Annotated in this window: 21 protein-coding genes and 2 pseudogenes; 13 read left to right on the forward strand and 10 right to left on the reverse strand. The window is 40.9% G+C overall.

From position 1 onward, the window contains the following. The first annotated feature begins 74 nt into the window (after positions 1 to 74). From H6G83_RS26895 to H6G83_RS26905, 3 genes are all read left to right on the forward strand, one after another. The gene (locus H6G83_RS26895) at positions 75 to 404 is read left to right on the forward strand and encodes a hypothetical protein (protein ID WP_190477742.1); all 330 of its coding nucleotides are present in this window, start codon (positions 75 to 77) and stop codon (positions 402 to 404) included. Between the two features lie 55 nt (positions 405 to 459). Continuing rightward, positions 460 to 1,461: a UDP-glucose 4-epimerase GalE gene (galE, locus tag H6G83_RS26900; RefSeq protein WP_190477744.1), complete on the forward strand. Its 1,002-nt coding sequence runs from the start codon at positions 460 to 462 to the stop codon at positions 1,459 to 1,461. Between the two features lie 173 nt (positions 1,462 to 1,634). Then, complete coding sequence (locus tag H6G83_RS26905; RefSeq protein ID WP_190477747.1) at positions 1,635 to 2,237, forward strand: hypothetical protein; 603 nt, start codon at positions 1,635 to 1,637, stop codon at positions 2,235 to 2,237. A gap of 104 nt (positions 2,238 to 2,341) precedes the next feature. Here H6G83_RS26905 and H6G83_RS26910 read toward each other — a convergent pair whose 3' ends face one another. Further along, positions 2,342 to 3,226 carry a hypothetical protein gene (locus H6G83_RS26910; RefSeq protein WP_190477749.1) on the reverse strand — a complete coding sequence of 295 codons (885 nt, stop codon included), beginning with the start codon at positions 3,224 to 3,226 and terminating at the stop codon, positions 2,342 to 2,344. A gap of 4 nt (positions 3,227 to 3,230) precedes the next feature. Here H6G83_RS26910 and H6G83_RS26915 point away from each other — a divergent pair, with 4 nt between their 5' ends. Beyond that, entirely contained in the window at positions 3,231 to 3,377 is a 147-nt protein-coding gene (locus tag H6G83_RS26915) for a hypothetical protein (RefSeq protein ID WP_190477750.1), read from the forward strand. 128 nt (positions 3,378 to 3,505) lie between these two features. On the opposite strand, the gene H6G83_RS36460 is transcribed toward H6G83_RS26915, so the two are convergent. Then, the gene (locus H6G83_RS36460) at positions 3,506 to 3,580 is read right to left on the reverse strand and encodes an element excision factor XisH family protein (protein WP_190477780.1); all 75 of its coding nucleotides are present in this window, start codon (positions 3,578 to 3,580) and stop codon (positions 3,506 to 3,508) included. A gap of 231 nt (positions 3,581 to 3,811) precedes the next feature. On the opposite strand from H6G83_RS36460, the gene H6G83_RS26925 reads away from it, so the two are divergent. Continuing rightward, a complete protein-coding gene (locus H6G83_RS26925; RefSeq protein ID WP_190477752.1) occupies positions 3,812 to 3,952 on the forward strand; it encodes a hypothetical protein in 141 nt (46 codons plus the stop codon). Between the two features lie 27 nt (positions 3,953 to 3,979). Here H6G83_RS26925 and H6G83_RS26930 read toward each other — a convergent pair whose 3' ends face one another. Beyond that, positions 3,980 to 5,155 carry a patatin-like phospholipase family protein gene (locus tag H6G83_RS26930; protein ID WP_190477754.1) on the reverse strand — a complete coding sequence of 392 codons (1,176 nt, stop codon included), beginning with the start codon at positions 5,153 to 5,155 and terminating at the stop codon, positions 3,980 to 3,982. A 320-nt stretch (positions 5,156 to 5,475) separates the two neighbouring features. After that, on the reverse strand, positions 5,476 to 5,667 hold the full coding sequence (locus tag H6G83_RS26935) for a hypothetical protein (RefSeq protein ID WP_190477756.1): 192 nt from the start codon (positions 5,665 to 5,667) through the stop codon (positions 5,476 to 5,478). Positions 5,668 to 5,765: 98 nt separating this feature from the next. Here H6G83_RS26935 and H6G83_RS26940 point away from each other — a divergent pair. Continuing rightward, positions 5,766 to 6,128 (forward strand): annotated as a pseudogene (locus H6G83_RS26940) (NAD-dependent epimerase/dehydratase family protein); the annotation flags it as partial. 13 nt (positions 6,129 to 6,141) lie between these two features. Here H6G83_RS26940 and H6G83_RS26945 read toward each other — a convergent pair. Continuing rightward, positions 6,142 to 6,375 (reverse strand): HetP family heterocyst commitment protein, encoded by a 234-nt coding sequence (locus tag H6G83_RS26945; RefSeq protein WP_242044844.1) that lies wholly within the window; start codon positions 6,373 to 6,375, stop codon positions 6,142 to 6,144. Positions 6,376 to 6,920: 545 nt separating this feature from the next. Next, positions 6,921 to 8,141: an exodeoxyribonuclease VII large subunit gene (gene xseA, locus H6G83_RS26950; protein ID WP_190477759.1), complete on the reverse strand. Its 1,221-nt coding sequence runs from the start codon at positions 8,139 to 8,141 to the stop codon at positions 6,921 to 6,923. 100 nt (positions 8,142 to 8,241) lie between these two features. Here xseA and H6G83_RS26955 point away from each other — a divergent pair, with 100 nt between their 5' ends. Next, positions 8,242 to 9,015 carry an MlaE family ABC transporter permease gene (locus tag H6G83_RS26955; protein WP_190477761.1) on the forward strand — a complete coding sequence of 258 codons (774 nt, stop codon included), beginning with the start codon at positions 8,242 to 8,244 and terminating at the stop codon, positions 9,013 to 9,015. A gap of 51 nt (positions 9,016 to 9,066) precedes the next feature. On the opposite strand, the gene H6G83_RS26960 is transcribed toward H6G83_RS26955, so the two are convergent. Next, on the reverse strand, positions 9,067 to 10,488 hold the full coding sequence (locus H6G83_RS26960; protein ID WP_277876435.1) for a DHA2 family efflux MFS transporter permease subunit: 1,422 nt from the start codon (positions 10,486 to 10,488) through the stop codon (positions 9,067 to 9,069). A gap of 735 nt (positions 10,489 to 11,223) precedes the next feature. Between H6G83_RS26960 and H6G83_RS26965 the strand changes: the two genes are divergently transcribed. Both H6G83_RS26965 and H6G83_RS26970 read left to right on the forward strand, forming a co-directional pair. Next, a complete protein-coding gene (locus tag H6G83_RS26965) occupies positions 11,224 to 12,504 on the forward strand; it encodes a class I SAM-dependent methyltransferase (protein ID WP_190477764.1) in 1,281 nt (426 codons plus the stop codon). A 36-nt stretch (positions 12,505 to 12,540) separates the two neighbouring features. Next, complete coding sequence (locus tag H6G83_RS26970; RefSeq protein WP_190477766.1) at positions 12,541 to 13,785, forward strand: glycosyltransferase family protein; 1,245 nt, start codon at positions 12,541 to 12,543, stop codon at positions 13,783 to 13,785. Positions 13,786 to 14,217: 432 nt separating this feature from the next. Here the strand turns inward: H6G83_RS26970 and H6G83_RS26975 are convergent, their stop codons facing one another. Continuing rightward, positions 14,218 to 15,849 (reverse strand): iron uptake porin, encoded by a 1,632-nt coding sequence (locus H6G83_RS26975; protein ID WP_190477782.1) that lies wholly within the window; start codon positions 15,847 to 15,849, stop codon positions 14,218 to 14,220. Between the two features lie 1,197 nt (positions 15,850 to 17,046). On the opposite strand from H6G83_RS26975, the gene H6G83_RS26980 reads away from it, so the two are divergent. Next, positions 17,047 to 17,313, forward strand: a complete 267-nt coding sequence (locus H6G83_RS26980) for a hypothetical protein (RefSeq protein ID WP_190477767.1) — start codon at positions 17,047 to 17,049, stop codon at positions 17,311 to 17,313. A gap of 64 nt (positions 17,314 to 17,377) precedes the next feature. Here the strand turns inward: H6G83_RS26980 and H6G83_RS26985 are convergent, their stop codons facing one another. Further along, a complete protein-coding gene (locus H6G83_RS26985; RefSeq protein ID WP_190477770.1) occupies positions 17,378 to 19,384 on the reverse strand; it encodes a glycoside hydrolase family 10 protein in 2,007 nt (668 codons plus the stop codon). A gap of 418 nt (positions 19,385 to 19,802) precedes the next feature. Here H6G83_RS26985 and H6G83_RS26990 point away from each other — a divergent pair, with 418 nt between their 5' ends. Further along, the gene (locus tag H6G83_RS26990) at positions 19,803 to 20,261 is read left to right on the forward strand and encodes a hypothetical protein (RefSeq protein ID WP_313937134.1); all 459 of its coding nucleotides are present in this window, start codon (positions 19,803 to 19,805) and stop codon (positions 20,259 to 20,261) included. A 300-nt stretch (positions 20,262 to 20,561) separates the two neighbouring features. On the opposite strand, the gene H6G83_RS26995 is transcribed toward H6G83_RS26990, so the two are convergent. Then, a complete protein-coding gene (locus H6G83_RS26995; RefSeq protein WP_190477772.1) occupies positions 20,562 to 21,770 on the reverse strand; it encodes a NupC/NupG family nucleoside CNT transporter in 1,209 nt (402 codons plus the stop codon). Between the two features lie 98 nt (positions 21,771 to 21,868). Between H6G83_RS26995 and cobS the strand changes: the two genes are divergently transcribed. Together cobS and H6G83_RS27005 are read left to right on the forward strand one after the other, a co-directional pair. Then, on the forward strand, positions 21,869 to 22,621 hold the full coding sequence (gene cobS / locus H6G83_RS27000) for an adenosylcobinamide-GDP ribazoletransferase (RefSeq protein WP_190477774.1): 753 nt from the start codon (positions 21,869 to 21,871) through the stop codon (positions 22,619 to 22,621). 165 nt (positions 22,622 to 22,786) lie between these two features. Next, a pseudogene (locus tag H6G83_RS27005) lies at positions 22,787 to 22,980 on the forward strand (hypothetical protein); the annotation flags it as partial.

The raw sequence follows: 22,980 nt of genomic DNA on the forward strand, positions 1-22,980 counted from the left end.
CCACCACTTATACAATTTCTAACGCATTCGTTATTTACTACATGGCATTCGCAATGTATCCACCTGCATTCGCAATGCGACCCTCTGCATTAACAATGCGACCGCCTGCATTAACAATGCGACCCTCTGCATTCGTAATGCAACCGCCTGCATTAACAATGCAACCGCCTGCATTCGCAATTTATAGCCGTAGTTACATAGCTGACATTTTGCACCTTCTCAATAAGCTAGTGCCGATGCACTGCCCACCCTACGAAATCATAAAGGTTTTGGGCTGCAATTTTCGCAATAACAGAGTGGCGCAAGATAAGAACCTCCCACAAGCGCGATCGCACGCTCCCGCAAAATATAAAAGAAACACAACTATTCCCTATTTTCTGTCACCTGTTACCTGTGTTTCTTGAGAGATAGGTTATATCAATTTAAAAAATATTCATCATTAATTACTAGTTTTTAATTATGTCAACTATTTTAGTCACAGGTGGAGCCGGATACATTGGCTCCCATGCAGTATTCGCTCTCAAAAATGCAGGTTATGAAGTTATTGTTTTAGATAATCTCTCAAATGGGCATCGAGAAATTGTCGAAGAGGTTTTGCAGGTAAAGTTGATTGTTGGGGATATGAGCTATCGCTCTCTTCTTGACAACATTTTTGCTACAAATAATATAGCGGCAATCATGCACTTTGCCGCTTACATTGCTGTAGGTGAATCTGTTACTGACCCAGCCAAATATTACCGTAATAATGTTGTCGGCACTTTAACATTGTTAGAAGCAATGTTAGCTGCATCGATTAATAAATTTATCTTTTCTTCTAGTTGCGCTCTTTATGGCGTACCTCAATTTATTCCCCTGACAGAAGACCATCCGCAAAACCCCATTAGCCCCTATGCTACTAGCAAATGGATGGTAGAAAAAATTCTGACTGATTTTGATGCTGCTTATCATCTTAAATCTGTAAGTTTTCGCTATTTTAACGCCGCAGGTGCTGACCCCAATGGCTTGTTAGGTGAAGACCATATTCCCGAAACTCATCTAATTCCACTAGTGTTACAAGCTGCGTTAGGTAAGAGTGAATCTATTTTTATCTTTGGTATTGATTACCCTACCCCAGATGGTACTTGTATCCGCGATTATATTCATGTAAATGACTTGGCGCAAGCTCACATTTTGGGTTTACAATATTTACTCAACGGCGGCAAAAGTGAAGTATTCAACTTAGGAAACGGCAGTGGTTTTTCCGTGCGGGAAGTAATAGAAACTGCCAAACAAGTGACAGGTAAAGATATCAAAATTATAGAACGCGATCGCCGACCGGGTGATCCACCAATTTTAGTTGGTAGTAGCGATAAAGCAAGGACACAATTAACTTGGCAACCTCAATATCCAAATTTGCCAGAAATTATCACTCACGCTTGGCAATGGCATCAAAAAAGACATATAGTAGAGGCTAAGAAATAGCAAATCTAAAATTCTCAGAGTTTAGATAATGCAGTTAAGCAAGCTAGCCGTAGGTTGGGATAACTCAAGTAAACCCCAACAAATCAAATTTAAAGATACAGCTTCCAGACTGCGATCGCTTGATGGATAAATAGGGCGCAGGCTAGCTTATCAAGCAAATGGGGAGAACTTTTATGCCTTATAGTAAATTTACTCTGAGTAAAGCTGTAGATGATTTTCAACTGACGATTGTAGAAGGCGATCGCTTTTTACCAGAGATTTCCCCAGTCAATCCCAGTTCTTTGCTCAAAGATACCTTGAAAGAAACCCTACCTTGGGCTGTTGCGGTGGGTAGTGAAAAAGCCCGTTCTGAAGGAATTATCAACCCCGTTTTGTTAGAAGTCAAACGTCAGTTTCATGGACAAATCAGCGTCTTTTCCGGCGAAGAGTTCAACGTGCAACCAGAGGTTGATTTGACTGGCTATGTCGATTTTCTGATTAGTCGCTCTCCAGAACAGTTATTTATTAAAGCCCCGGCGGTAGTATTGGTAGAAGCGAAGAAAGAAGACCTCAAACCAGCACTGGGACAATGTTTAGCCGAAATGGTAGCAGCACAACGTTTTAATCAACAAAAGCAGCAACCAATTTCCACGATTTACGGAACAGTGACGAGTGGTACAGTTTGGCGGTTTCTCAAACTCGAAGGGCAAACTGTCACCATTGACTTAAGCGATTATCCACTACTACCAGTTGAGCAAATTTTGGGTTTTCTGGTTTGGATGGTACAGAATGGCTGAGAATGAGAATTTGCAGTTGTCATGTGTTGACACTCCCCTGGCTAAAGCCGTTCGCGTAAGCGTCTCGTTAGAGAGAGGATTCTACCTTCACCCTAGTTACTTGCTCAACCAGAGTTTTCCCAAGCAGATTTGGGCTGGAGTAGGGCTATTGATGCTTTCACAGCAGAATGTAGGAATGCAGCAACCTGCTGTTGTTGGGTTTCAGCATTAGCATTCTTAGTGAATTGAGAAGCTGGCAGCACAGCCCCAACCCAGTATTGGGTATGCCAAAAAGCCTGACCATCAAGGCTAGGAAGATTTGCTATGTCTGGATACGGATAAGGAGACACATACCAATAAGGTTCTTGATAACTAGTGTCTCCAGGCGATAACCCAACCCCGACTGTTAATGAATTCTCATTTTTGGAACTTGGAAGTGTAATTAGTGTTGCTATATCAAAATGATGAGGCCAAATGTAAATGGCTGAAGCATTCTCGTAAGTTGTAACCATTGCCTGAAGTAGCCGATGCGCGGTAATATAATAACTAGCTAATTCACGCAATTCTCCTTCTTGACTGGCATCAAAGGATGCTCCATGAGCAAGGGGATGAGCGGGAAAATCATCAGATGGAAAGTCCAAAAGCACAATTTTGTTCGCATCTATACCGAGTTTAGAAATCTCTTGCTGGAGCCAATCGAGTCCTTCTAGCATAGTCTTTCCGTGTAATGGCAAAGATGCGATCGTGTTATTCTGAGGATCTATCAAGCTTAATGTGAGGCTAACTGGCTTGATTGCTATTTGAAAGGGCTGATCCCCTCGAATAGTCGCGCCAACGAACGCTTCTAAAACCGGATTCCATATCATACTGGTGTGGCTGTCATCTGGTAGAGGTTCTACCAATGCCGCGCCCGTTGCCGCAATATATTGAACTGCGTAGTGCAATTGCAGTCTGCTTTGTGTCAGTTCTTGGGGGTTGATTTTTCCTGTCATTGTCTCTAGCATTGTCATAATCATGTCCATTGGCTACCATTACTATGTTGTCAAATACAACAGAACCAGCTATGAGATAATTCACGCGGCGGTGAGTGTATGCAAACCTAGCGCGGCAATACTCCTCAAATGTGCGATGGGTGGAGCGGTACGATCTGCGATCGCTTGATGAACAAGTTATCATCAAACTAACTGTAGGTTGCGTCAGCAGCAATAATTTGGAACAGATCAAGGTATTTTCCACATCTGACGCACCCTACTATTGTCTTCAGCTAAAATAATTACAACTTCCTCAACTTAAATAAATAGATGCCCGTTAGTAATTGTCCATTTATCTTTTTCGAGGGCCGTTTTAACAATATTATGAAATATATAGCAGTCGAAGCATAAGTTAGGACATCATACAATTTTAAAACCTTTAATTTCAAAGGCTTTCAGCCCTGACAAGAGTCCCCTATAACCTGTCCCCTGCTATATCTTTATCTGGCATACATAGATGAAAATTATCCTACCATTACTCATATAACGAAGCGATCGCCTTCCACAAATCAGAAAAGCGATGGCTTGATAGGTAAGTAGGGCGCGGGCTAGCTTGAGAATGAAATGGAGAAAACCTTTATACCTTATGGTATATTTACTCTGAGTAAAGCTGTAGATGATTTTCAACTGACGATCATGGAAGGCGATCGCTTTTTGCTAGAGGTTTACCCAGTTAATCCCGGTTCTTTGCTAAAGATACCCTGAAAGAAACCCTGCCTTGGGCGATCGCACTTAATGACAATCAATAAAATGTTCAATTGCCTCTCGAACTGAAATGTCTTTTCCTTTGCTCGGATAATTTTTTATGATTCCGTATTCAAGATAACATTTGGCAGCCTCTATCAGGTCTCGACAATTTTCAGGATTGTCAATCTCTTCGTTAATTTCTTTCTTCTGCCCCGTCTTTTTTTCAATGTATTCATTATAGGGTGTTTTTAGCTGTTTACGCAGCCTACCGGGTTCCCGCTTTGATTCAAACTGCTTGTTAAGTTCAAAATTCAAACGCAGACGATTTTCACAGCGTATTCCCATAAACATACGACAAGCAACATAGTGTGAATTTTCCGCTCCAGGATCTAGAAAAATATCAGGAAGATGACTTACCCAGTCTAGTAACCCCCATTTTTTGACTTTCTCGTAGTCATAAGCAGAAGTTGTTTGACCTGTGCCAACCGAAAGAACGGCAATTTGTTGTATTTCCGGCTTGGTTTGATCCTCTGTCGTCATAGATAAAGCATGAGCTACCGCCGCCAATTCTGGGTTATTTGCAGCTACTCCACCATCAATGTGAGGGAGAACATCCGGGGAATTCTTATAGGAGAATTTGTAAGGAGGGAAAAACGTTGGTGCTGAAGCCGAGGCAGTGCATATTTTCCAGAGTTCGTTATTATAGTACCATTCTTCTTTGTCATCATTGGCAAACCAGGTTGTGTTTCGGGATAACACATCATAAGCAAGAATCAACAGTTGGTTTGTGGTATGTTCCTTAATCTCTGCCATTGTGGGACATTTACCCAACTTTTTACCCACAGGAGATGCACGTAATTCTTTTTCCAATACTTTAGACAATCCCTGCTCTCCGTATTCGTGGGGATATAACACATAATCTCCGAAAAATCCGAAAATTTGACTGAGCTTTCTCCATTTGCGTTGCTCATATACTGACTTGAGGAAGATATTTTGTCCCTGTTGCAGGTAAAGACGAGTCATTTCCTTGGCATTCATCTGACAAGCAATCCCGGCAGCCAAAATTGAGCCAGTAGAAGTACCGGCAATTAAGTCGAAATATTCATGGAGTTCCTGTCCCTTCTTTTCTCTTACTATCCTCTCTACTTCCTCAAGAAGTGTTGCGGATAAAACTCCACGGATACCACCACCATCTAGGCTAAGAATTTTGAATGGCTTCATAGTCCTCTAATAAGGTCGATAATTAGGTCTTCAAAAATCATGACTATGATCAATAAGAAGATTTTTGCCACTTATTAACCAATTACTTGATGCACATTACATTTATATCCTAAGATAGATGCTAGTCAAGTGACTTTAAGCATTAGCTGCTATTCACTTCTATATGAACATCCATAGAAAGAATTTATCGCCTGCGGTACATCTCCCTCTGGAGCAGAGGTTGGGAACGCTACAGATTAAATAATGTGTAGCTTTTTAGCAACATGAAGCTCTTGGTAGGCTCTGGTTGTCATAAACCTGCACAATCTAACGACAAAAATTCATGCCCCACCGCATGAACAACTCACCGTCAAAACCGACGTTGCACAATAGGAACGAGCTAGATGAGTGCATACGCTATGTTCGCCGCAGGTATCGTTCTTGTGGAACTCTAAATTTCCTATTATCAGGTTTCTCGATACTTCTAAATCGGCAATCGCGCAAGTGGCGTAGGGCATTGCATACAGTATCATATCTTTGGTGGGCAGTGCAGCGCCCTACAATTACTGAGATTTATTTAGAAATCAAATCAGATTCCTATATCAACAGTTTTCATCTCTAACACTGATGACCCTACCCAGATGGCACTTATATCCGACATTACATTCATGTGAATGATTTGGCGCAAGCCCATATTCTGGCTTTGCAATATGTACTCAACGGGGGAGAAAGTGTTGTATTTAACTTAGGAAATGGGAATAGTTTTCCGTGCGGGAAGTGATAGAAACTGCCAAGCTTGTTACAGGGAAAGATATCAAAACTATAGAGCGCGATCGCCGAGTGATCCACCGATTTTAGTTGGTAGTATTGATAAAGTACAGATAAAATTAGCTTCGCCACCTCAATACCCAATTTGCATGAAATTATCACTCACGCTTGGCAATGGCATCAACGAAGACATATAACAGGGGATAGGGAACACAAAACAGCCTGAAATTCCCAGTGTTTTAGTTATCTCTACCAACACCTGTAGCAGCCTGTCCACAGGGTATTTTTAATTCTGTTGTATTTGCTTGATTGCTTGTAACTTGTCTATTCTCTTTTAATATCCGGCTATAAGTCCGTTGAGGTATAAAGTGAAGTGGGTTGTAGCCAATGAAACGCAAAATTAATACACAAGCCCAGGAATATCTCCCATCAGTAATTGCTTCAATTATCTGATTTAATTGTTCAGTAGTCATTGTATTCTGAAAACTAGACCCAGAAGAATGGATGGGGTATCTCATAATGGTTTTCAATAAAGTACAGGTTATAGCCTTGAGTGTCTCTTGCTATCCGTATTTTATGGTTAGCGTTTTATTTTAATCTATCTAGCGTTACCATTTTGCTGAGATTAGCTGATTGCCATACAAATTGAAACAATTCGCAAAAAGTCGTTTAATTCGCTCAAGTAGAATATTTGCAATGCACTGAAAAATGAAGTTTATTTGACTAGCTTTTAACTTGATAGTTTAATTATTAGCAGTAATTATCACTGGAAAACTGCACCTTTAACAGAGATAAATATGGTTTTTTAACTTTTGAGTAGTGCAGTGAGAATATGGAAAATTTATCACCATTTCTTAAACTCCAGACACTAACTTCGCCAAGCAAAACAAATTACCAAACAGTTACCTAAAGTACAGAATACTAGTTTCTTGCGTCTAATTCAGCCAGATTGGCATTTTTTTACGGGTAAAAATAATTCAAATTTGTTGCCGACTTTTTCCAAAATCAAATACTGTTCCTATATCACCTTGACTTTAACCTCACCTTGTGAAAGTTGAATCAACAATTCATCGCCCACAGCTAGTTCAGCCGCAGTCCGCGCGATCGCCCCATTTTCCTGTCTCACCACTGCATAGCCACGCTGTAACACCGCTTTCGGGTCAAGACTGATTAATTTTTCTCGTAACAGTTGTAAGTGCTGCTTGGCTTGCTGCGATCGCCCCAAAGTTAACTGTAACAATTGTTGACGCTGCCAAGTTAACTTTTGTGCTTCTTGTTGCAACTGCTTATCCAAGCGCAGATTTAGCAAACGCTGGCGTAATCTTTGCAGATCATTTTCCGCCGATGTTTGAGAATAAAGTAAAACTTCGTGTAAAGCCGCTACTCGCTGCCGATGCAGATTATATAACTCTGCCAATGATGGTACAACCGTTTCTGCGGCTGCCGTTGGTGTATGTACGCAGACATCTGCCACCAAATCTACCAAAGACTCATCTCGTTGATGACCGATCCCCGTCACCACAGGGATGGAACAATCAGCCACAGCCCGGACTACCCGCTCATCATTAAAGCAAGCCAATTCCTCAACCGCACCGCCACCCCGTGATAAGATTAGCACCTGGGCGCGTCCATCCCGTTCTACCCTGGCGATCGCCTTAACGATAGATTCTGGTGCTTGTTCACCTTGCACTGTCGCCGGGGAAAATAAAACCTGTAACCCTGGATATCGATGTTTGAGAGTTTTTTGAATATCACCCCAAGCCGCCGCCGTTGGTGAAGTGACCACAGCGATAGTTTGGGGATGTATAGGAAGCGATCGCTTTCTTTGGGGATCAAACAACCCCTCCGCCAGCAAGCGATTTTTGAGTTGTTGATAACGCAGCGCTTGTAAACCCAACCCCGCAGGCAAAGCTTGCCATACTGTTAATTGATATTCCCCCCTTTGCGGATACAGGCGGATACTACCCAACACTATAATTTGTTCACCTGCGACAGGTAATTGTGCCAGCTTCGCTATTTGACCACTCCAGACAACACACTTAATTGCTGCTGTACCATCAGGGTCTTGTAATGTAAAAAATAATCCACTGCGATGATTATTAGCACTAGAAACTTCCCCAACGATCCAAACTTGCCGCAGTTGTTCATCATTTTCCAACAGCAAGCGCAGATAATCTGTTAACCCAGATACAGAAAGTGCTGTATCAAGAATCATGGAACCAGCGAAATCAGAAGCCATTTCAGGTTAGGTCTGTATAAAGGCTATCCAGATCGTAGCATTGGGATGGGGAGTGGGGGAAAGGGGAAAAGGAACAACTATTAGTTTAAGGATCATAAAGTTGCAACCAAAAAGAAAATTAGATAACTCATGGATTGGACGCTGTTTTTTATCGATATTCCTCTTGGGACAAGTTTTAGTACATATAGTTCAAGGAAAAACTTACTATCGGGAAATTTTTAGACACATGGAAACCGCAGGCCCAAATTCTATTTCTCCCGTGTTGCTTGTTAATCTATTTGCGGGGATGATTTTTACTATTCAAACAGCCAGAGAATTAGTAAAATTTGGCGCTGTAAATACTGTAGGAGGAGCTTTTGCTTTAGCTTTTTGCCGAGAGTTAGCCCCAATTTTAACTGCTAGCATTATTGCCGGACAAGTAGGCTCTGCTTTTACAGCAGAAATTGGTGCAATGCGAGTTACAGAACAAATTGATGCGCTTTATATGCTAAAAACTGACCCAGTTGATTATCTCATACTGCCTAGAGTCATTGCTTGCTGTGTCATGATGCCCATTATGATAATTTTTGCTTTAACGACTGGGATAATTGGTGGTCTTTTCGTGGCGTTTCAACTTTATCATGTTGAGCCAGAAGTATTTTTAGACTCAGTGAGAGATTTTTTAGCACCATCTGATTTATACATTCTTGTGTTAAAAGGCATAATTTTTGGAGCTATTATTTCTATTAATGGTTGTAGTTGGGGGTTAACTACAAAAGGAGGAGCTAAAGAAGTAGGTGAGTCAACAAAAACTGCTGTTGTCACCACTTGGGTAGCAATTTTTATTATGGATTTTATTCTCGCTTTAAGTTTGTTTGAAAATCCCATCTTGTGAAGTAATGTAGTGTGGAGATGGGAGAAGGCAGAGGCAGGATTCACCATCATCCTAGTCTCTATCACTACTGCGTAACCTAATTACAGATGCAATGGCTGCAACAGATAGGATGATTGCTGCTAGGCGGAATGTTCCTTGAAAGCCCACAACAACAGCTTCAGGAGAAGCAACCGCCGCATCTACGCCACCTGTAACACTGCCGATAATTGCCCCAAATACTGCACCCATCAATGGGACTCCTACTGTACCGCCGGCGGTGCGTGATAATGAAAGTAATCCAGAAGCGATGCCCAGATGTTCTCTAGGTGCAGAGGCTAACACTGTTGTATTGTTGGGGGCTTGGAATAGACCTAAACCAATACCGTAGATGAAGTAGCGCGAGATGTAACCAAATTCTGTGATTTGGACATTGAAGGTACTAATAGCCAAACAGCCACCAATCATCAAACCCAATCCTATGATACTGATACGTCGAGCGCCAAAGCGATCGCTCAGTATCCCAGCTATGGGAGCAATTAACCCACTCAGCACAGGTGAAACAGCCAGAAGCAACCCAGCTTTTGCTGTGGGATATTGCTTAACCCGTTCCAAAAAAAAGGGAGTAATTAACAATGCACCAGTAATAACGATAAAAGCTAGCCAGCCACTCAGCAAACCCATACTCATTTGGAGGTTGCGAAACAGCTTTAGCTCAACCAATGGAAATTCTAAAATTGATTCCACCACCAGAAAAGTGACAAAACTGAAGGCAGTAATAGATAGTAATAATAAAAAGGTGGAACTGTTAAAGCCTTGACTTTGCCCAAAAGTCATCCCTAACCCAAAACTACCCAAAGTCACTAGAGCTAATATTGCGCCAAAGGGGTCGAATTTTTGTTTGCCTTCAGCAAGGACAGAAGGTGGTACTACTCGCGCTACTAAAATACTAGCAATGATTCCTAATGGCACATTAATTAAAAATATGGTGTGCCAGCCAAAAAAACTCAATATCAGCCCACCTACGGAAGGCCCAAAGGCTACACCCAAGGACACCAAGCTGCCGATAATGCCCACAGCCCGACCTCGTTCAGCCGCCGGAAACACTTCTGTGACAATTGCTAAACCCAACCCGGAAATAAATACTGCACCTAATCCCTGAAGCCCACGAAAGGCTATGAGCCACTCGATACTAGGCGCAAGACCACACAAAAAAGAACTGAAGGTAAATACAGCCAGTCCCGTCTGGTAGAGGGATTTTTTCCCCCACATATCCCCCAAGCGGGTTGCGCCTAAAACTAGACCAGAACTCACCAATGAGTAGGCTAAGACAGCCCACTGAGCTGTGGGAAAGGTAGTATCAAAAGCTTTCACTATAGAAGGAAGGGCGACGTTAATAATGCCTACATCTAGAGTAGACATGAACACTCCCAGTCCTACACTGACTAGAACCCAAAATTTACTAGAACCTGATAGAGTCAAAGGTTTTGCTGGCAATGGAGGTAATTAATTCTAGACTACTCATGATAAAATACGATGACTTTATCGAGTTACCGTATTATAGTTAGCAACTTATCATAGACAAATCTTACAAGCAAGCTTAATCACTATAACAAACTGCTGAGTGCTGAACGCCCAAGAAATAACCAGAATCTGAGTGAGCTTGTGAGTATAAACATACTTCACCAAGCTCACTTTGCAGATGTGAACTTAGTGAAGGTCTCGCTTTCCAAGGTTAGGTGCTTAGTTCAAAATACTTAGACTAAGCACTGATAAAATCTTGCTACCCAAACCAGGCGATCGCCAGTATGTTGATTCAGGTGACTGGTTAATTTATGACCAGCAGCTACTCCCCTTCAAAACATAATCACTATATAAGAAAATCTATTAGTTGGCAACTGTTATCTACATTGCTATACCTATGTTTCGGCTGTTTAATACTCATATTTATCTCATATTGATTTCATTTTATTTTTACAATTAGCTTTCAGCTTTTCTGTAGTCAAAAGATTAAAACATCACCCAGTAATAAACATTGTTACAGGTATAAAATCATTGCTTTGATAGAAAATTGCTTGTCAATTCATGTTTAATATCAGCCTTGACAAACTTTACATCTGACTACATCATTTGTTAACTACCTCGATATTTTTCCTAAAATTTTCCCGGTGATTCATTTTGTTGAACGTATTTTAATATCAGCAGATACAATCTTAGATAGGGGACTCTGTTATGACCTGTAATTGTCGTTTTTGTGGCAACCAATTAAAATATACTTTCATTGATCTAGGTATATCACCAATAGCAAACGACTATCTCAGTCCGCCACATTTGCATCAGGCAGAAAAGTTTTATCCTTTACATACATACATTTGTGAAAAATGCCTTTTAGTTCAGCTAGAAGAGTTTGAATCCCCAAATCACATCTTTGGCGATGGAGACTACGCTTACTTTTCTTCTTACTCAGACAGTTGGCTAAAACACGCCAAAGCTTACACCGAATTAATTGTGAAAAAATTTGACTTTAATTCCCACATTGAAGTCATTGAAATTGCTAGTAATGATGGATATTTACTGCAATATTTTCAAGATAAAGGTATTTCAGTTTTAGGTATAGAACCAGCAGCAAATACAGCGCAAGTAGCTATTGAAAAAGGTATTCCGACTATTACTGAATTTTTCGGAACTGAAGTTGCTCAAGAATTGGCTGCTCAAAAGAAACAAGCCGACCTGTTAATAGGTAATAATGTTTTGGCTCATGTACCAGAATTGAATGATTTTATCACTGGCTTAAAAATACTGCTGAAGCCCAATGGAATTTTAACAATGGAGTTTCCCCATTTGTTGCAGTTAATAGACCAAAATCAGTTTGACACAATTTATCATGAACATTTCTCTTACTTTTCCTTCCTTTGCGTGGAAAATATTTTTGCAGCCCATAATCTGACACTATTTGATGTAGAAGAATTACCAACTCATGGCGGTTCCTTGAGAATCTATGGTAAACATAATAATGCTGAGTTACCCAATATTAGTGAAAGAGTATCCCAACTTAAAGCCAAGGAAATTGCTGCTGGATTAGATCGGCTAGAAACATACATTACATTTGGAGAAAAAGTTAAACAAACAAAGCTCAAGCTGATAAATTTTTTAGTTACAGCTAAACAGCAGAATAAATCTATCGTTGCTTATGGTGCGCCTGCAAAAGGTAATACTTTATTAAATTACTGTGGGATTAATAAAGATTTTATTGATTACACGGTAGATCGCAATCCTTACAAGCAGGGATTATTTTTACCGGGAACTCATATTCCTATATTTCATCCAGAAAAGATCCGTGAAACCAAGCCAGATTATGTACTAATTTTACCTTGGAATATTAAAGAAGAAATTATGGAACAAATGAAATTTATTAGTGAATGGGGCGGACAATTTATCGTGCCTATTCCCGAAGTAAAAGTTTATCCATCACCTTCCAAATTATTAAGTTATGCACACAATGGTGGTGAGTAATTTAATTAGGAATAATCGATGATTTTGGAGTAAAATATGATATTGAAAAACATCAATAATGGCAAAAATCTTGTTTATTTTTTATTTGAAAAAATACAATCTCGCATTGAGTATATCAAAACTCACAGAGTGCTTTCACTAAAACCACAACAACCTTCCCAGGGAAATGTTCTTCTGTCGTACCGGATTGAGCCTTTTCTTGTAAAACCCGGTGAATCGCTCCCTAACGATCATACTTGGTATTGGGAAGTTCGGCAGATAGCACAAACCTTTTTAGACCTTGGCTATAGCGTAGATGTTATCCAGTTCCATAATGATACATTTGTTCCGCAGAAAGACTATGCGTTTTTTATTGACATTCGCGATCGCTTAGAAGCACTTTCACCATTACTCAATCCAGATTGCGTGAAAATTTTGCACGTTGATATCGCTAACATGATATTTCGCAATGCAGCTGAATGTAATAGACTTCTAGAGCTACAACAGCGTAAAGGTGTTACTTTACGTCCACAACGGTATGAGGTTCCTAATTTGGGAATTGAAAATGCAGATTGTGCTACTGTTTTAGGAAACGATTTCACGGTGAATACATTTAGCTATGCTAACAAACCGATGTATCGCGTTCCCATTTCTACACCAGTTGTTTATCCTTGGCAAGAAGACAAAGACTTTGAAAATGTCAAAAGGAATTTCTTGTGGCTTGGTAGCGGCGCTCTAGTTCTTAAAGGATTAGATTTGGTTTTAGATGCTTTTGCTCAAATGCCAGAGTTTCATTTAACTGTTTGTGGCCCAATTAGTAATGATAAAGCATTTGAAAGGGCGTTTTATAAAGAACTTTATGAAACACCTAATATTCATACCTATGGTTGGGTTGATGTTAGTAGTCCTGATTATATAGAGCTAACAAAAAACTGTTTGGGACTTGTTTATCCTTCGGCTTGTGAGGGACAATCAGGTGGAGTGATAACTTGCTTACACAGTGGGTTAATTCCGATTATCAGCTATGAAACTGGAGTAGATGTTTATGATTTTGGTGCAATTTTAAATAATTGTTCAATTGAAGAAATTAAAGCAACAGTGAGAAGAATTTCTCATTTACCTGCTGAACAATTAAAAATCATGTCTCACAAAGCATGGAAATATGCGAGAGCTAACCATACTAGAGATAAATTTGCTGAAGTTTACAGAAATGTTGTCGAGGAAATTATCGAGAATCACCGTAAACCGAAACAGTCACTTTCCCAAGACAAGACTAAACAATTTGCTAGTATTCATCAATAGTAGAAATCAGCATACCGAAAACTTCTTTACAGTAGTGCTGTTAGCGGTAGCGGGGCGTTGAGCAACGTGCTGAGTAGTGTTCAAGTGCAGTAGTTGGGTGTTTAGCCAGTGCTGAGTTTTGAACAGGATGAGTTATCTAGTTTACTATTAACTTTCGACTTTTAACTTTTTCCCTCACTCAGCACTCAGCACTACTCATATTTTCAAGAAAAAACCCCATAGCTCACCAGGGGTTGTAAAGTTCTCTCGTGTAGGTACAAGTGTACTATATGCTGAGGAAGTAATCAAGAGCTACCTTGAGAAATTCAGTGTATGCGCCACAAAGTTTTGACGCAAATGTGTCAATGTTATGTCCAAAAAATGGTAGATGCCCCTGTTGTAAGTTAGTCTTTGGGTAAGATTTGTATGCCTACCCAAAACCTTGTTTAAGAGTTAAAAAGTGAAGGTGGTTCTTAAAGTACCAATTATGGCATCATCGCTATCAGCTTGGCCAGGATTGGTTAACCAAATCACACCAGGGGTAATAGAAATATTGTCACTGACGCGATATCTATAAAACCCTTCTACATGATAAGGTCTATCACCATCTACACTACCTAGATATGGTTGAGCGCCGGCAAAAATGCCTAAAAGGTTGCCTTTTTTACCAAAATCTGGTAGAGCTACACCAAGTCCGTAACTCCAAACTTCCCCATCATCGCCACTGCCAAAGCCTGTAATATCGCTGTAAAGTACAAAGCCACTAATTGAGAGTTGACTACTAGGTCTGAAAGCAGCCTCAAAGCCGTAGGAGTTACTGGAGTAGGCGTTTCCACCTGCGACAAAGTTAGCTTGACTAGTACCAACTACAGCGCTACCTACTAAACCTGCATCAAATAAAGCGCTGCCTCCACCATGATAGCCGTTAACGTAGGTTGCTGCTACGGTGAGGCGATCGCCTACATCAAGTTTCAATTGCCCTAAAGCTGCATAGTTACCCTCGAATAAACCTGAACCAGCACTAGGATTATTCGCTTCTGAAGCTAAATAACCCAAGGTGAGGGTAGGTTTGAAGCTACCACTACCAAGCACTAAGTTAACCCCAAGACCCGCACCTCCACCAATGCGATAGATGGGACTTTCTGAGGCAAATGTGGATAAAGCACCATTTCCACCGTCGAAGTCTTCAAAGAAAGGATTGACAGTAGGTACATAATCGCTTTGAATACCACCTGTAGCAGCCAGGTAAATTTGGGCGTTACCAACAGGGAAGTAATAAGCTAACCAATCAATGACAGCATTGTTACCGCCTGGGGATAGATTAAAAGTTTGAGTTCCCTCAGATGTATCATTTGCTAATGGCAATCCCGTATTATTGCTCCCGCTAGCAATACGTGTATTGAGAGTGTCTTTACCTGTAAAACTGGTTTGAAAGTTTAATCTTACCCGATTTTGAAATACAGTGTTGTTTTCGTCGTCATTTCCAAAGGTATCAGTGACGGCAAAAATTGCCTCTCCCACCAGTTTCGTTGTTGTGGAAAATTGATTTGCTTCTAACTCTGCTGTACGTGTTTCTAGCGCGTCTACTCTTCCTCGCAAAGTTGCGAGTTCGGCTCTAAATTCTTCTTGTAAACGTTGTAATGTGGCTAGGTCTTCTTTTCTGACTAAATCAGCCGTAGCTGTGGCAATTAATTCATTAACTCTATCCAAACAAGCATTTAAACCTGCGGCAAATTCATACCGGGTTAAAGCGCGATTACCTCGATAAGTACCGTTGGGATAGCCTGCAATACAACCATAACGTTCGACTAGAGATTGTAATGCAGCAAATGCCCAATCAGTTGGCTGTACATCAGAAAATTGGGAAACTGATGTAACTTGAGATAGAGCATTGTTATCGTTGTTGAATGTTTCTATGGTGTTATTTGCATCAGTTTTTGCTTGAGTAATTAACAGATTTGTCTGTGCTGTTTTATTTGGCGATGCTCCCACTGTTTCCAAAGCATCTGCGTTAGCTGAAGCTAACATATTTAATCCTAAAACTAGCGGACTTAATGCTAGCGTTTTCCACAATATCTGCGACATCTTCCTCACACCTTGCCTTACGGACATTGTTATCTCAACCAAGAATATTCTGCCATATTTTTTACAGCTTGTCTGTGTTAGATGCGGCACAGGTCAGGAGATTTTAAAAAAGTAAGTTTTGAAAATATGCAAGATTTAGGGTGCGTCAGTAAGAGAAACCCTAACCATACCAAGAAAATATTGATACTGACGCACCCTACTAACAGTCAACTGGGATAATTTATTTTTTGGTGTTCCCTGAAAATATCATCAAATCTTAAAACTTTTATTTTCAGAGGTTTTCCGCTTTTCACCTGTTCCCGACTGTAAGTTGTCACGCATTTAATACTAACAGGACTTACGCAACTGGCAGTTGGGGTAGGGTGCGTCAGATGTAGAAAATCCTTGAATGTCTACGAAATGATTGAGACTGACGCACCCTGCAGTTAGTTTGATTATGACACTTGCGTAAGTCCTAACTAATTCAAACAATCTTGGCAACACATCCATTATCTGTATGGGCGCACAACTGTCCTTGGTGTCAACTTAACGTGAAATGGGCGGTTAGAAAAGTTAATTTAATCTAGTAAGCTGTAGTATGGTAGGAGACAGGGGACAGGATTAAAAGCTGTTTTTTTGAGGTTTTATAATTATTGTATGTCCTAATTTATCTGGCAACTACTATAAAATTCTTTTTGGTTGGTTAAGTAAGATGAATCATCATTATTGATGATTCAGGCATGATATTTTTATCTATGATTGAATAAATATTTTTTTCTTAGATGAAGATTATTCTGAAAAAATGCCTGACACCAATTCTCCAAAAGAGGGTAAAAGATGCACATCACCCAACTTCGGCAGCATCAAAGTTTCCTAATTGCCTTGACATTAGCTCTTGCTACACGGGCGTTAACCTAGCCGCAGGCTCTGGTAAATTGGGAATCGGGGTAACTTCTGGAAATTAGCAGTGAGTCTTGTGCAATTATATATTCCTTGATCATCAACTTTTCTAAGTTTCTATAAATTTTTCAGCATATAAGTTTTATTTTACCTGAATTTAGTGTATTCTAGTTTGTCCTGAGTATTTTTTACAACATTAGACATTATATCAGCTTCATTACGGATCTTTCTCCAGATTCTTGAAGAACTGTACTAGTGTGTCTAAAAATCAATCTTGAGATTAACCTTTTTCTGTCACTATATAAGGCATAAAAACCAATGGATATACGGCTAATAAAAAAATCGGAAAAATTAGTTCTGAAAAAGATAAAAATGATGGAGGAAACAGAAGAACAAAATCTGCCTCCTGATCCTCTGGATACACCAGAACCGATTGTTGAAGAACAAAAAGAAGTATATCTAGATATTAGAGAACCTAACTATATTCCTTTACGAGATCAGCCTGTAACTCAGTCTGTGGGCAACTCAGGCTGGCAAGTTTCTGATATTTGGCGAGATATTAGAGTAGATAACTTTTGTAATTAGTTCAGAAGGCAGAAGGCAGGAGGCAGAAGGCTAATCATAACTGTCACCTGTCACCTGTCACCTGTCAACTAACCCTAATAACTACACCTAGACTCTCATTTGCTAACCTATCTACTGCACATACAGCATAGGTTCCTGGTTGGACTGTGGCGAATGTTGTACCTGCTGACAACACTCGTTGTATTGTCCAATTAGAGTCACTTTGACGGTAAAGTGTCCAAGAACGCACGGGTTGATTATCTCCAGGTTGCCAACTGAGTCTGCGGTTGTTGACTTGCAGTTCTTTTGGTGGCGCTGGTGCTGTGGTACTGCGCCAAGACATTGTAGGTACTAGGGCAGGTTTGGCATAAAGCGAGTTTTGGAAGGTGTCGGAGATGTCTTGGCGATTTTCAATGATGGAACCAACGCTAAAGAAGATATTGCCTAGTGATAAGTCTGTGGCTTGGTTGCGGCTGATTTTGACTTGCTTTTCTATCTCTTCACTTTTCCAAGCTTTGCCATCAAGTTGTCCAATATTGTTACCTGCATAAATGTGTCGTCGCTGAGAGTTAATTTCTGTCCACCATTTTAACAGCACGGGATAACTCTGCTGGGTTTGGTCAGTACGCCAGTATAGTTGAGGTGCTAGGTAATCTACCCAGCCTTGCTCTAACCATTTCTTGGAGTCAGCGTACAATACACTATAGGCATCTAAGCCTGTAATTCCTGGTGGTTGTCCGGGGCGATAAATGCCGAAGGGACTGATCCCAAATTTTACATGAGGTTTTGTTGCTTTGATTCCTTGCGATAGACGCAGCACCATTTGATCGACGTTTTGTCGTCGCCAGTCGTTTAAGCTAAGTTGTCCACCGGCTGCTTTATAGGCGGCGTAGGTTTTATTATCAGGAAAAGATTGTCCTTGAATGGGATAGGGATAGAAATAGTCGTCTAGGTGGACTGCATCTATATCGTAGCGGCGGACAACATCCATGATGACGTTGTAAGCTCTATCTTGGACAATTTTTCTCCCAGGGTCCATCCACAATTGATTACCCCATTGATAAACTACTTCTGGATTAGTTACGGCTATATGGGGACGAACGTTAGATCCACTTTTGATGCTAGTTTTGGCGCGGTAGGGGTTGAACCAAGCGTGGACTTCTATGTTGCGTTTGTGGGCTTCGGCGATCGCAAATTGCAAGGGATCATACAATGGTTCTGGGGCTTGGCCTTGTGTACCTGTCAACCAAGCACTCCAAGGTTCTAACTCAGACGCATACAAAGCATCCCCTTCTGGACGCACTTGCAAAATTATGGCGTTGAAATTTAATTCTTGCAGGCGAGTCAGAATTGCTACTAGTTCATTTTGCTGTTGAGTTGTAGACAGTCCAGCTTTGGAAGGCCAGTCACTATTCCACACTGTGGTTATCCAAGCACCCCGGAACTCTCTGGGATGATTTACCCGCACAGTATTTGCTGAGGATGTGGATGGTACAACTATATAAGCGGAGGGAATCTTTTCTACCTGACCGAGATACAATAAAGCTTGATAGATAATTACTGCCACATCGGCACGAGTAGCTGCATTCCCGAAGTTGAGTAATTTGGTATTGGGAAAGCTAGCAACTAAACCTGCACTAGTGGCGATCGCAATTTGATTTCTGCCATAAGCGGGAATACTAGCTGCATCTTCATATATTTGCGGTAATCTGTCTAGTAAATCTGGTTTAATTTTGCTGGACATTTCCAGACCATTGGCCAGAGATACTATCACATCACCCCTGGAAATTTGATTACTGGGGCGGAATGTTTTGTCGGGGAAGCCACTTAAAAATCCGGTTTCGTAAGCTTCTTTAATTGCACCAGCCGCCCAAAAATTCGCGGGAATATCAGTAAAGTTGATGTATTGGCGCTTGATGGAAACATTAAATACGGCTGCAACTATAGCGGCGAACTCAGCACGGTTAACTGAGTTATTGGGGCGAAAAGTCCCATCAGGATAGCCATTCAAAATCCGCTTTGCTGTTAAAGCTTCAATGAATAGACTCGCCCAATGGTTTTTAGTATCAGAGAAGCGTGTAGTAAATACCATAGGGGTTAGGGGCTAGAGAGGACTTGTGTGATTTATTACACGAGTATCTAGCTAGATTGTAAATGTCTCCTGTTAATGTAGCAAAAGGAGAGCGATCGCTTCTCAAATAGCAATTAAATTTTCACATTTCCTACGATTGTTTCCGCTTGGCTATCAAACTACCACCCATACCAGCAAAAGCCAATAAACCCAATTAAAGAAGGCAGAAGGAAATCCCCATCAATAAATTTAGGGGTCAATTTTCCACAGCAGCCTGTAGTAAACTTATCCTGATATTCAGTGGTATATTATATGTGGGTATTTATATGTTTGTAAATCTAACTTGAGTTATATATTTGGAATCAAAAATTATGAAAATCTCTATCTAGAGACTGCGTTAGTTAAAATAGCAAAAAGAAGTAATGTAGGGACTCAACAAGTGCTAAAAAAGTCTTTATTCTACATATTCTTTGCGCTGAGTTTATTTGGTGTCATGGGAGTATCTTATGTCTCAGATAAATTAGAGCGATCGCCTGTTGTCACTTGCAATGCTCCCTATGGTTTTTTTCCCACAAAAAATGCTAAATTTTATACATATCCTGAAAAAATAGTTCTGCAACCCTGGCGCGGTCAGCATCATATATATGCTGTATTTAAGATTCCCCAGGGTTATCAATACGAGTATTTATTTAGACTCAAAATACCCGGTGAACCTATCCATTGTGGGGGACTGGTTCCTGTTGAGGAAAATGTCATTGCTGGCATTCCTCGTAAGCAAGGATATTATTTAGTTCGGGGATATTTAAACACTCGTATTGCCCTAAATCTGATTTTTCAAGGCAAAATAAATCAGTTGCAGCAATCACAAAATTGGCAACTTGGGTATGTTAAAAAGTAGAGCAGGTGACAGGTGACAGGTAACAGGTGACAGGTGACAGGTGACAGGTGACAGGTGACAGAGTTAAAAGTCTTTTGCTATCTTAGTTTTTTCATTTCCTCATGTCCTAACTGTCTTGGCTATTGCTAGCCACTACAAGTAATTAGATTATTTGGCGTTGCTGAATTGGAATATGAAATGCCAAAATAGGCTTGATATTTCTTTGTAACTTTGTGTCTTCGCGCCTTTGCGTGAGACAAATTCATATCTTGATTCAGCAACGCCGATTATTTTTCATCAAAAAATTAGCTTCTTATTTAACTAAATTAGCATTCCCGCAATAGAAGCGGTGATAAAACCTGCTAGTAATCCGCCAATCATCGTTCTCACGCCCAGGCGTGCGAAGTCATGTTGGCGATGGGGAGCCATACCAGTCATTCCACCAATAGTAATTCCAATTGAACCAATATTTGCAAAGTTACACAAGGCATAAGTGGCAATAATTACGCCTCTTTGCGAAATTTTGCCAGTTTTAATTAAGTTACCTAAATCTACATAAGCCAGAAACTCATTGAGGATAGTTTTTTTACCTAGTAGCGCCCCTACTTGAGCGCAGTCAGCCCAAGGTACACCCATCAAAAAGGCCACAGGAGCCATAATAAAAGACAAAATCCACTCTAAAGATAGTTGTGGTAAACCAATATAAGAACCTAGCCATCCTAGTAGGGCATTAACTACGGCGAGTAATCCTAAAAAAGCGATAATCATTACGCCGACATTGACTGCTAGTTTCACACCGTCAATTGCTCCACTCGTAGCAGCATCAATCACGTTGACATAATTTGTCTCTACATCCATTTTCGCTTGTCCGGCGGTTTGGGAGATTTCCGTTTCTGGATATAGTAATTTTGATACAACTAATGATGTGGGGGCGGTCATGAAAAAGGCAGCAATTAAATGTTCTGGGGGTATTCCAAATGAAAGGTAAGCGCCCAATACACCCCCAGCTATGGTTGCAAATCCACCAGTCATCACCGCATGGAGTTCTGATAGGGTCATGTTGGCTACGTAGGGTTTCACCATCAGGGCTGATTCTGTAGGCCCTAGAAAAATATTACCAGCACAAGAAAGAGACTCGGAACCAGAGGTTTTCATCGTCTTCATCATCACCCAGGCCAAGCTATTGACTATTCTTTGCAAGATGCCGTAATGGTAGGTGACGCTAATAAAGGCGGAAAAGAAGATAATTGTTGGGAGTACCTGAAAGGCAAATAGATGATCCTTAAAGTTATCGCCAAAGACAAATTTTGCACCTACATCTGAGAATGAGAGAAAGTTGCTGACTATATCACCCAAGGATTTAAAGACGTTCAATCCCCAAGGTGTTTTGAGAATTATTAAGGCAAAGACAAATTCTAAACCTAAGCCCCAGGCTACTGTTCGCCAACGTACTGCCTCACGCTGTATAGACATGGCATAGGATATACCAATGAATACTAAAATTCCTAAAGCAGAAATGGCGCGTTCCATGTGGCTGGCCTCGTTTGTGGGTATCTGGTCAAAAAGTATACGGAAGATTTGGTTTTTTTGTTAGGGTCTGGAGAGGGTTTTTAACGCGGAGGGGTGTTGTGAGGTGGTTGTTGAGTTTGTGGGCAAGTATTTTGTTTTACACGAGTATTCCTCTGCCTCATGTGCAGGGGTTGGATTTTCAAGGTGTGGCGCGTTTTGTGCCTATGGTGGGGTTGTTGATTGGGGGGATTTTGGGGTTGGTTGATGGGGGTTTGGGTGATTTGGGGATGCCTGTATTCACTCGGAGTGCGTTGGTGGTGGGGTTGTGGATGGCGATTACGGGTGGGTTACATTTGGATGGGGCGATGGATACGGCTGATGGTTTGGCGGTGGGCGATCGCGAACGGCGGTTGCAGGTGATGGCGGATAGTGCTACAGGTGCTTTTGGGGCGATGAGTGCGATCGCCATTCTTTTACTCAAGACTGCGGCTTTAACGGATATGGGGTCAAGTCGTTGGCTGGTTTTGATGGGGGCTTGTGGCTGGGGACGCTGGGGACAACAAGTGGCGATCGCCATCTATCCTTACCTCAAACCCACTGGTAAGGGGGCTTTTCATAAGCAGGCGATTCGTAATTACAAAGATTTATTACCAGGTTTATTGTTGATGTTTGCGGTCAGTGGGTTATTCTGGGTAGGCAATGGTCACAGTTTATTAGTCCCGGTGGTGATGGTGATTGCTGGCGGTGCGATCGCTATCTTCACAGGTGCATGGTTCAACCACAAATTAGGCGGACACACCGGCGATACCTACGGTGCGGTTGTGGAGTGGACTGAAGCCTTGTTTCTCTGTGTATTGACTATATGGGTATAAGAAATGGCTATTTTTTGGTTTTTGACCATTACCCATTAACAACCCCCAAGATATCATAAGTGTTTAAGCAAACATGATATTACCAAGAAACAGGGTCTAAAGCCCCGTCCTTCTTGGACGGCTTTGATTATGGTAGAATATTTTCGTAGGAGTTTTCCACATAAAATGATTGTATTAGAGTTTAAAGCTAAAGGGAAAACAACTCAATATGCAGCCATTGATGAGGCGATGAGAACCTGTCAATTCGTTCGCAACAAAGCTATTCGTTTTTGGATGGATAACCGAGGTGTAGGGCAGAAAGACTTGTATCGTCTTAGCAAGGTTCTCAGACATGAGTTTTCCTTTGTGAAAGCTTTGAA

The sequence above is a fragment of the Anabaena azotica FACHB-119 genome, from assembly GCF_014697625.1.
GTDB classification, from domain to species: Bacteria; Cyanobacteriota; Cyanobacteriia; order Cyanobacteriales; family Nostocaceae; genus Trichormus; species Trichormus azoticus_A.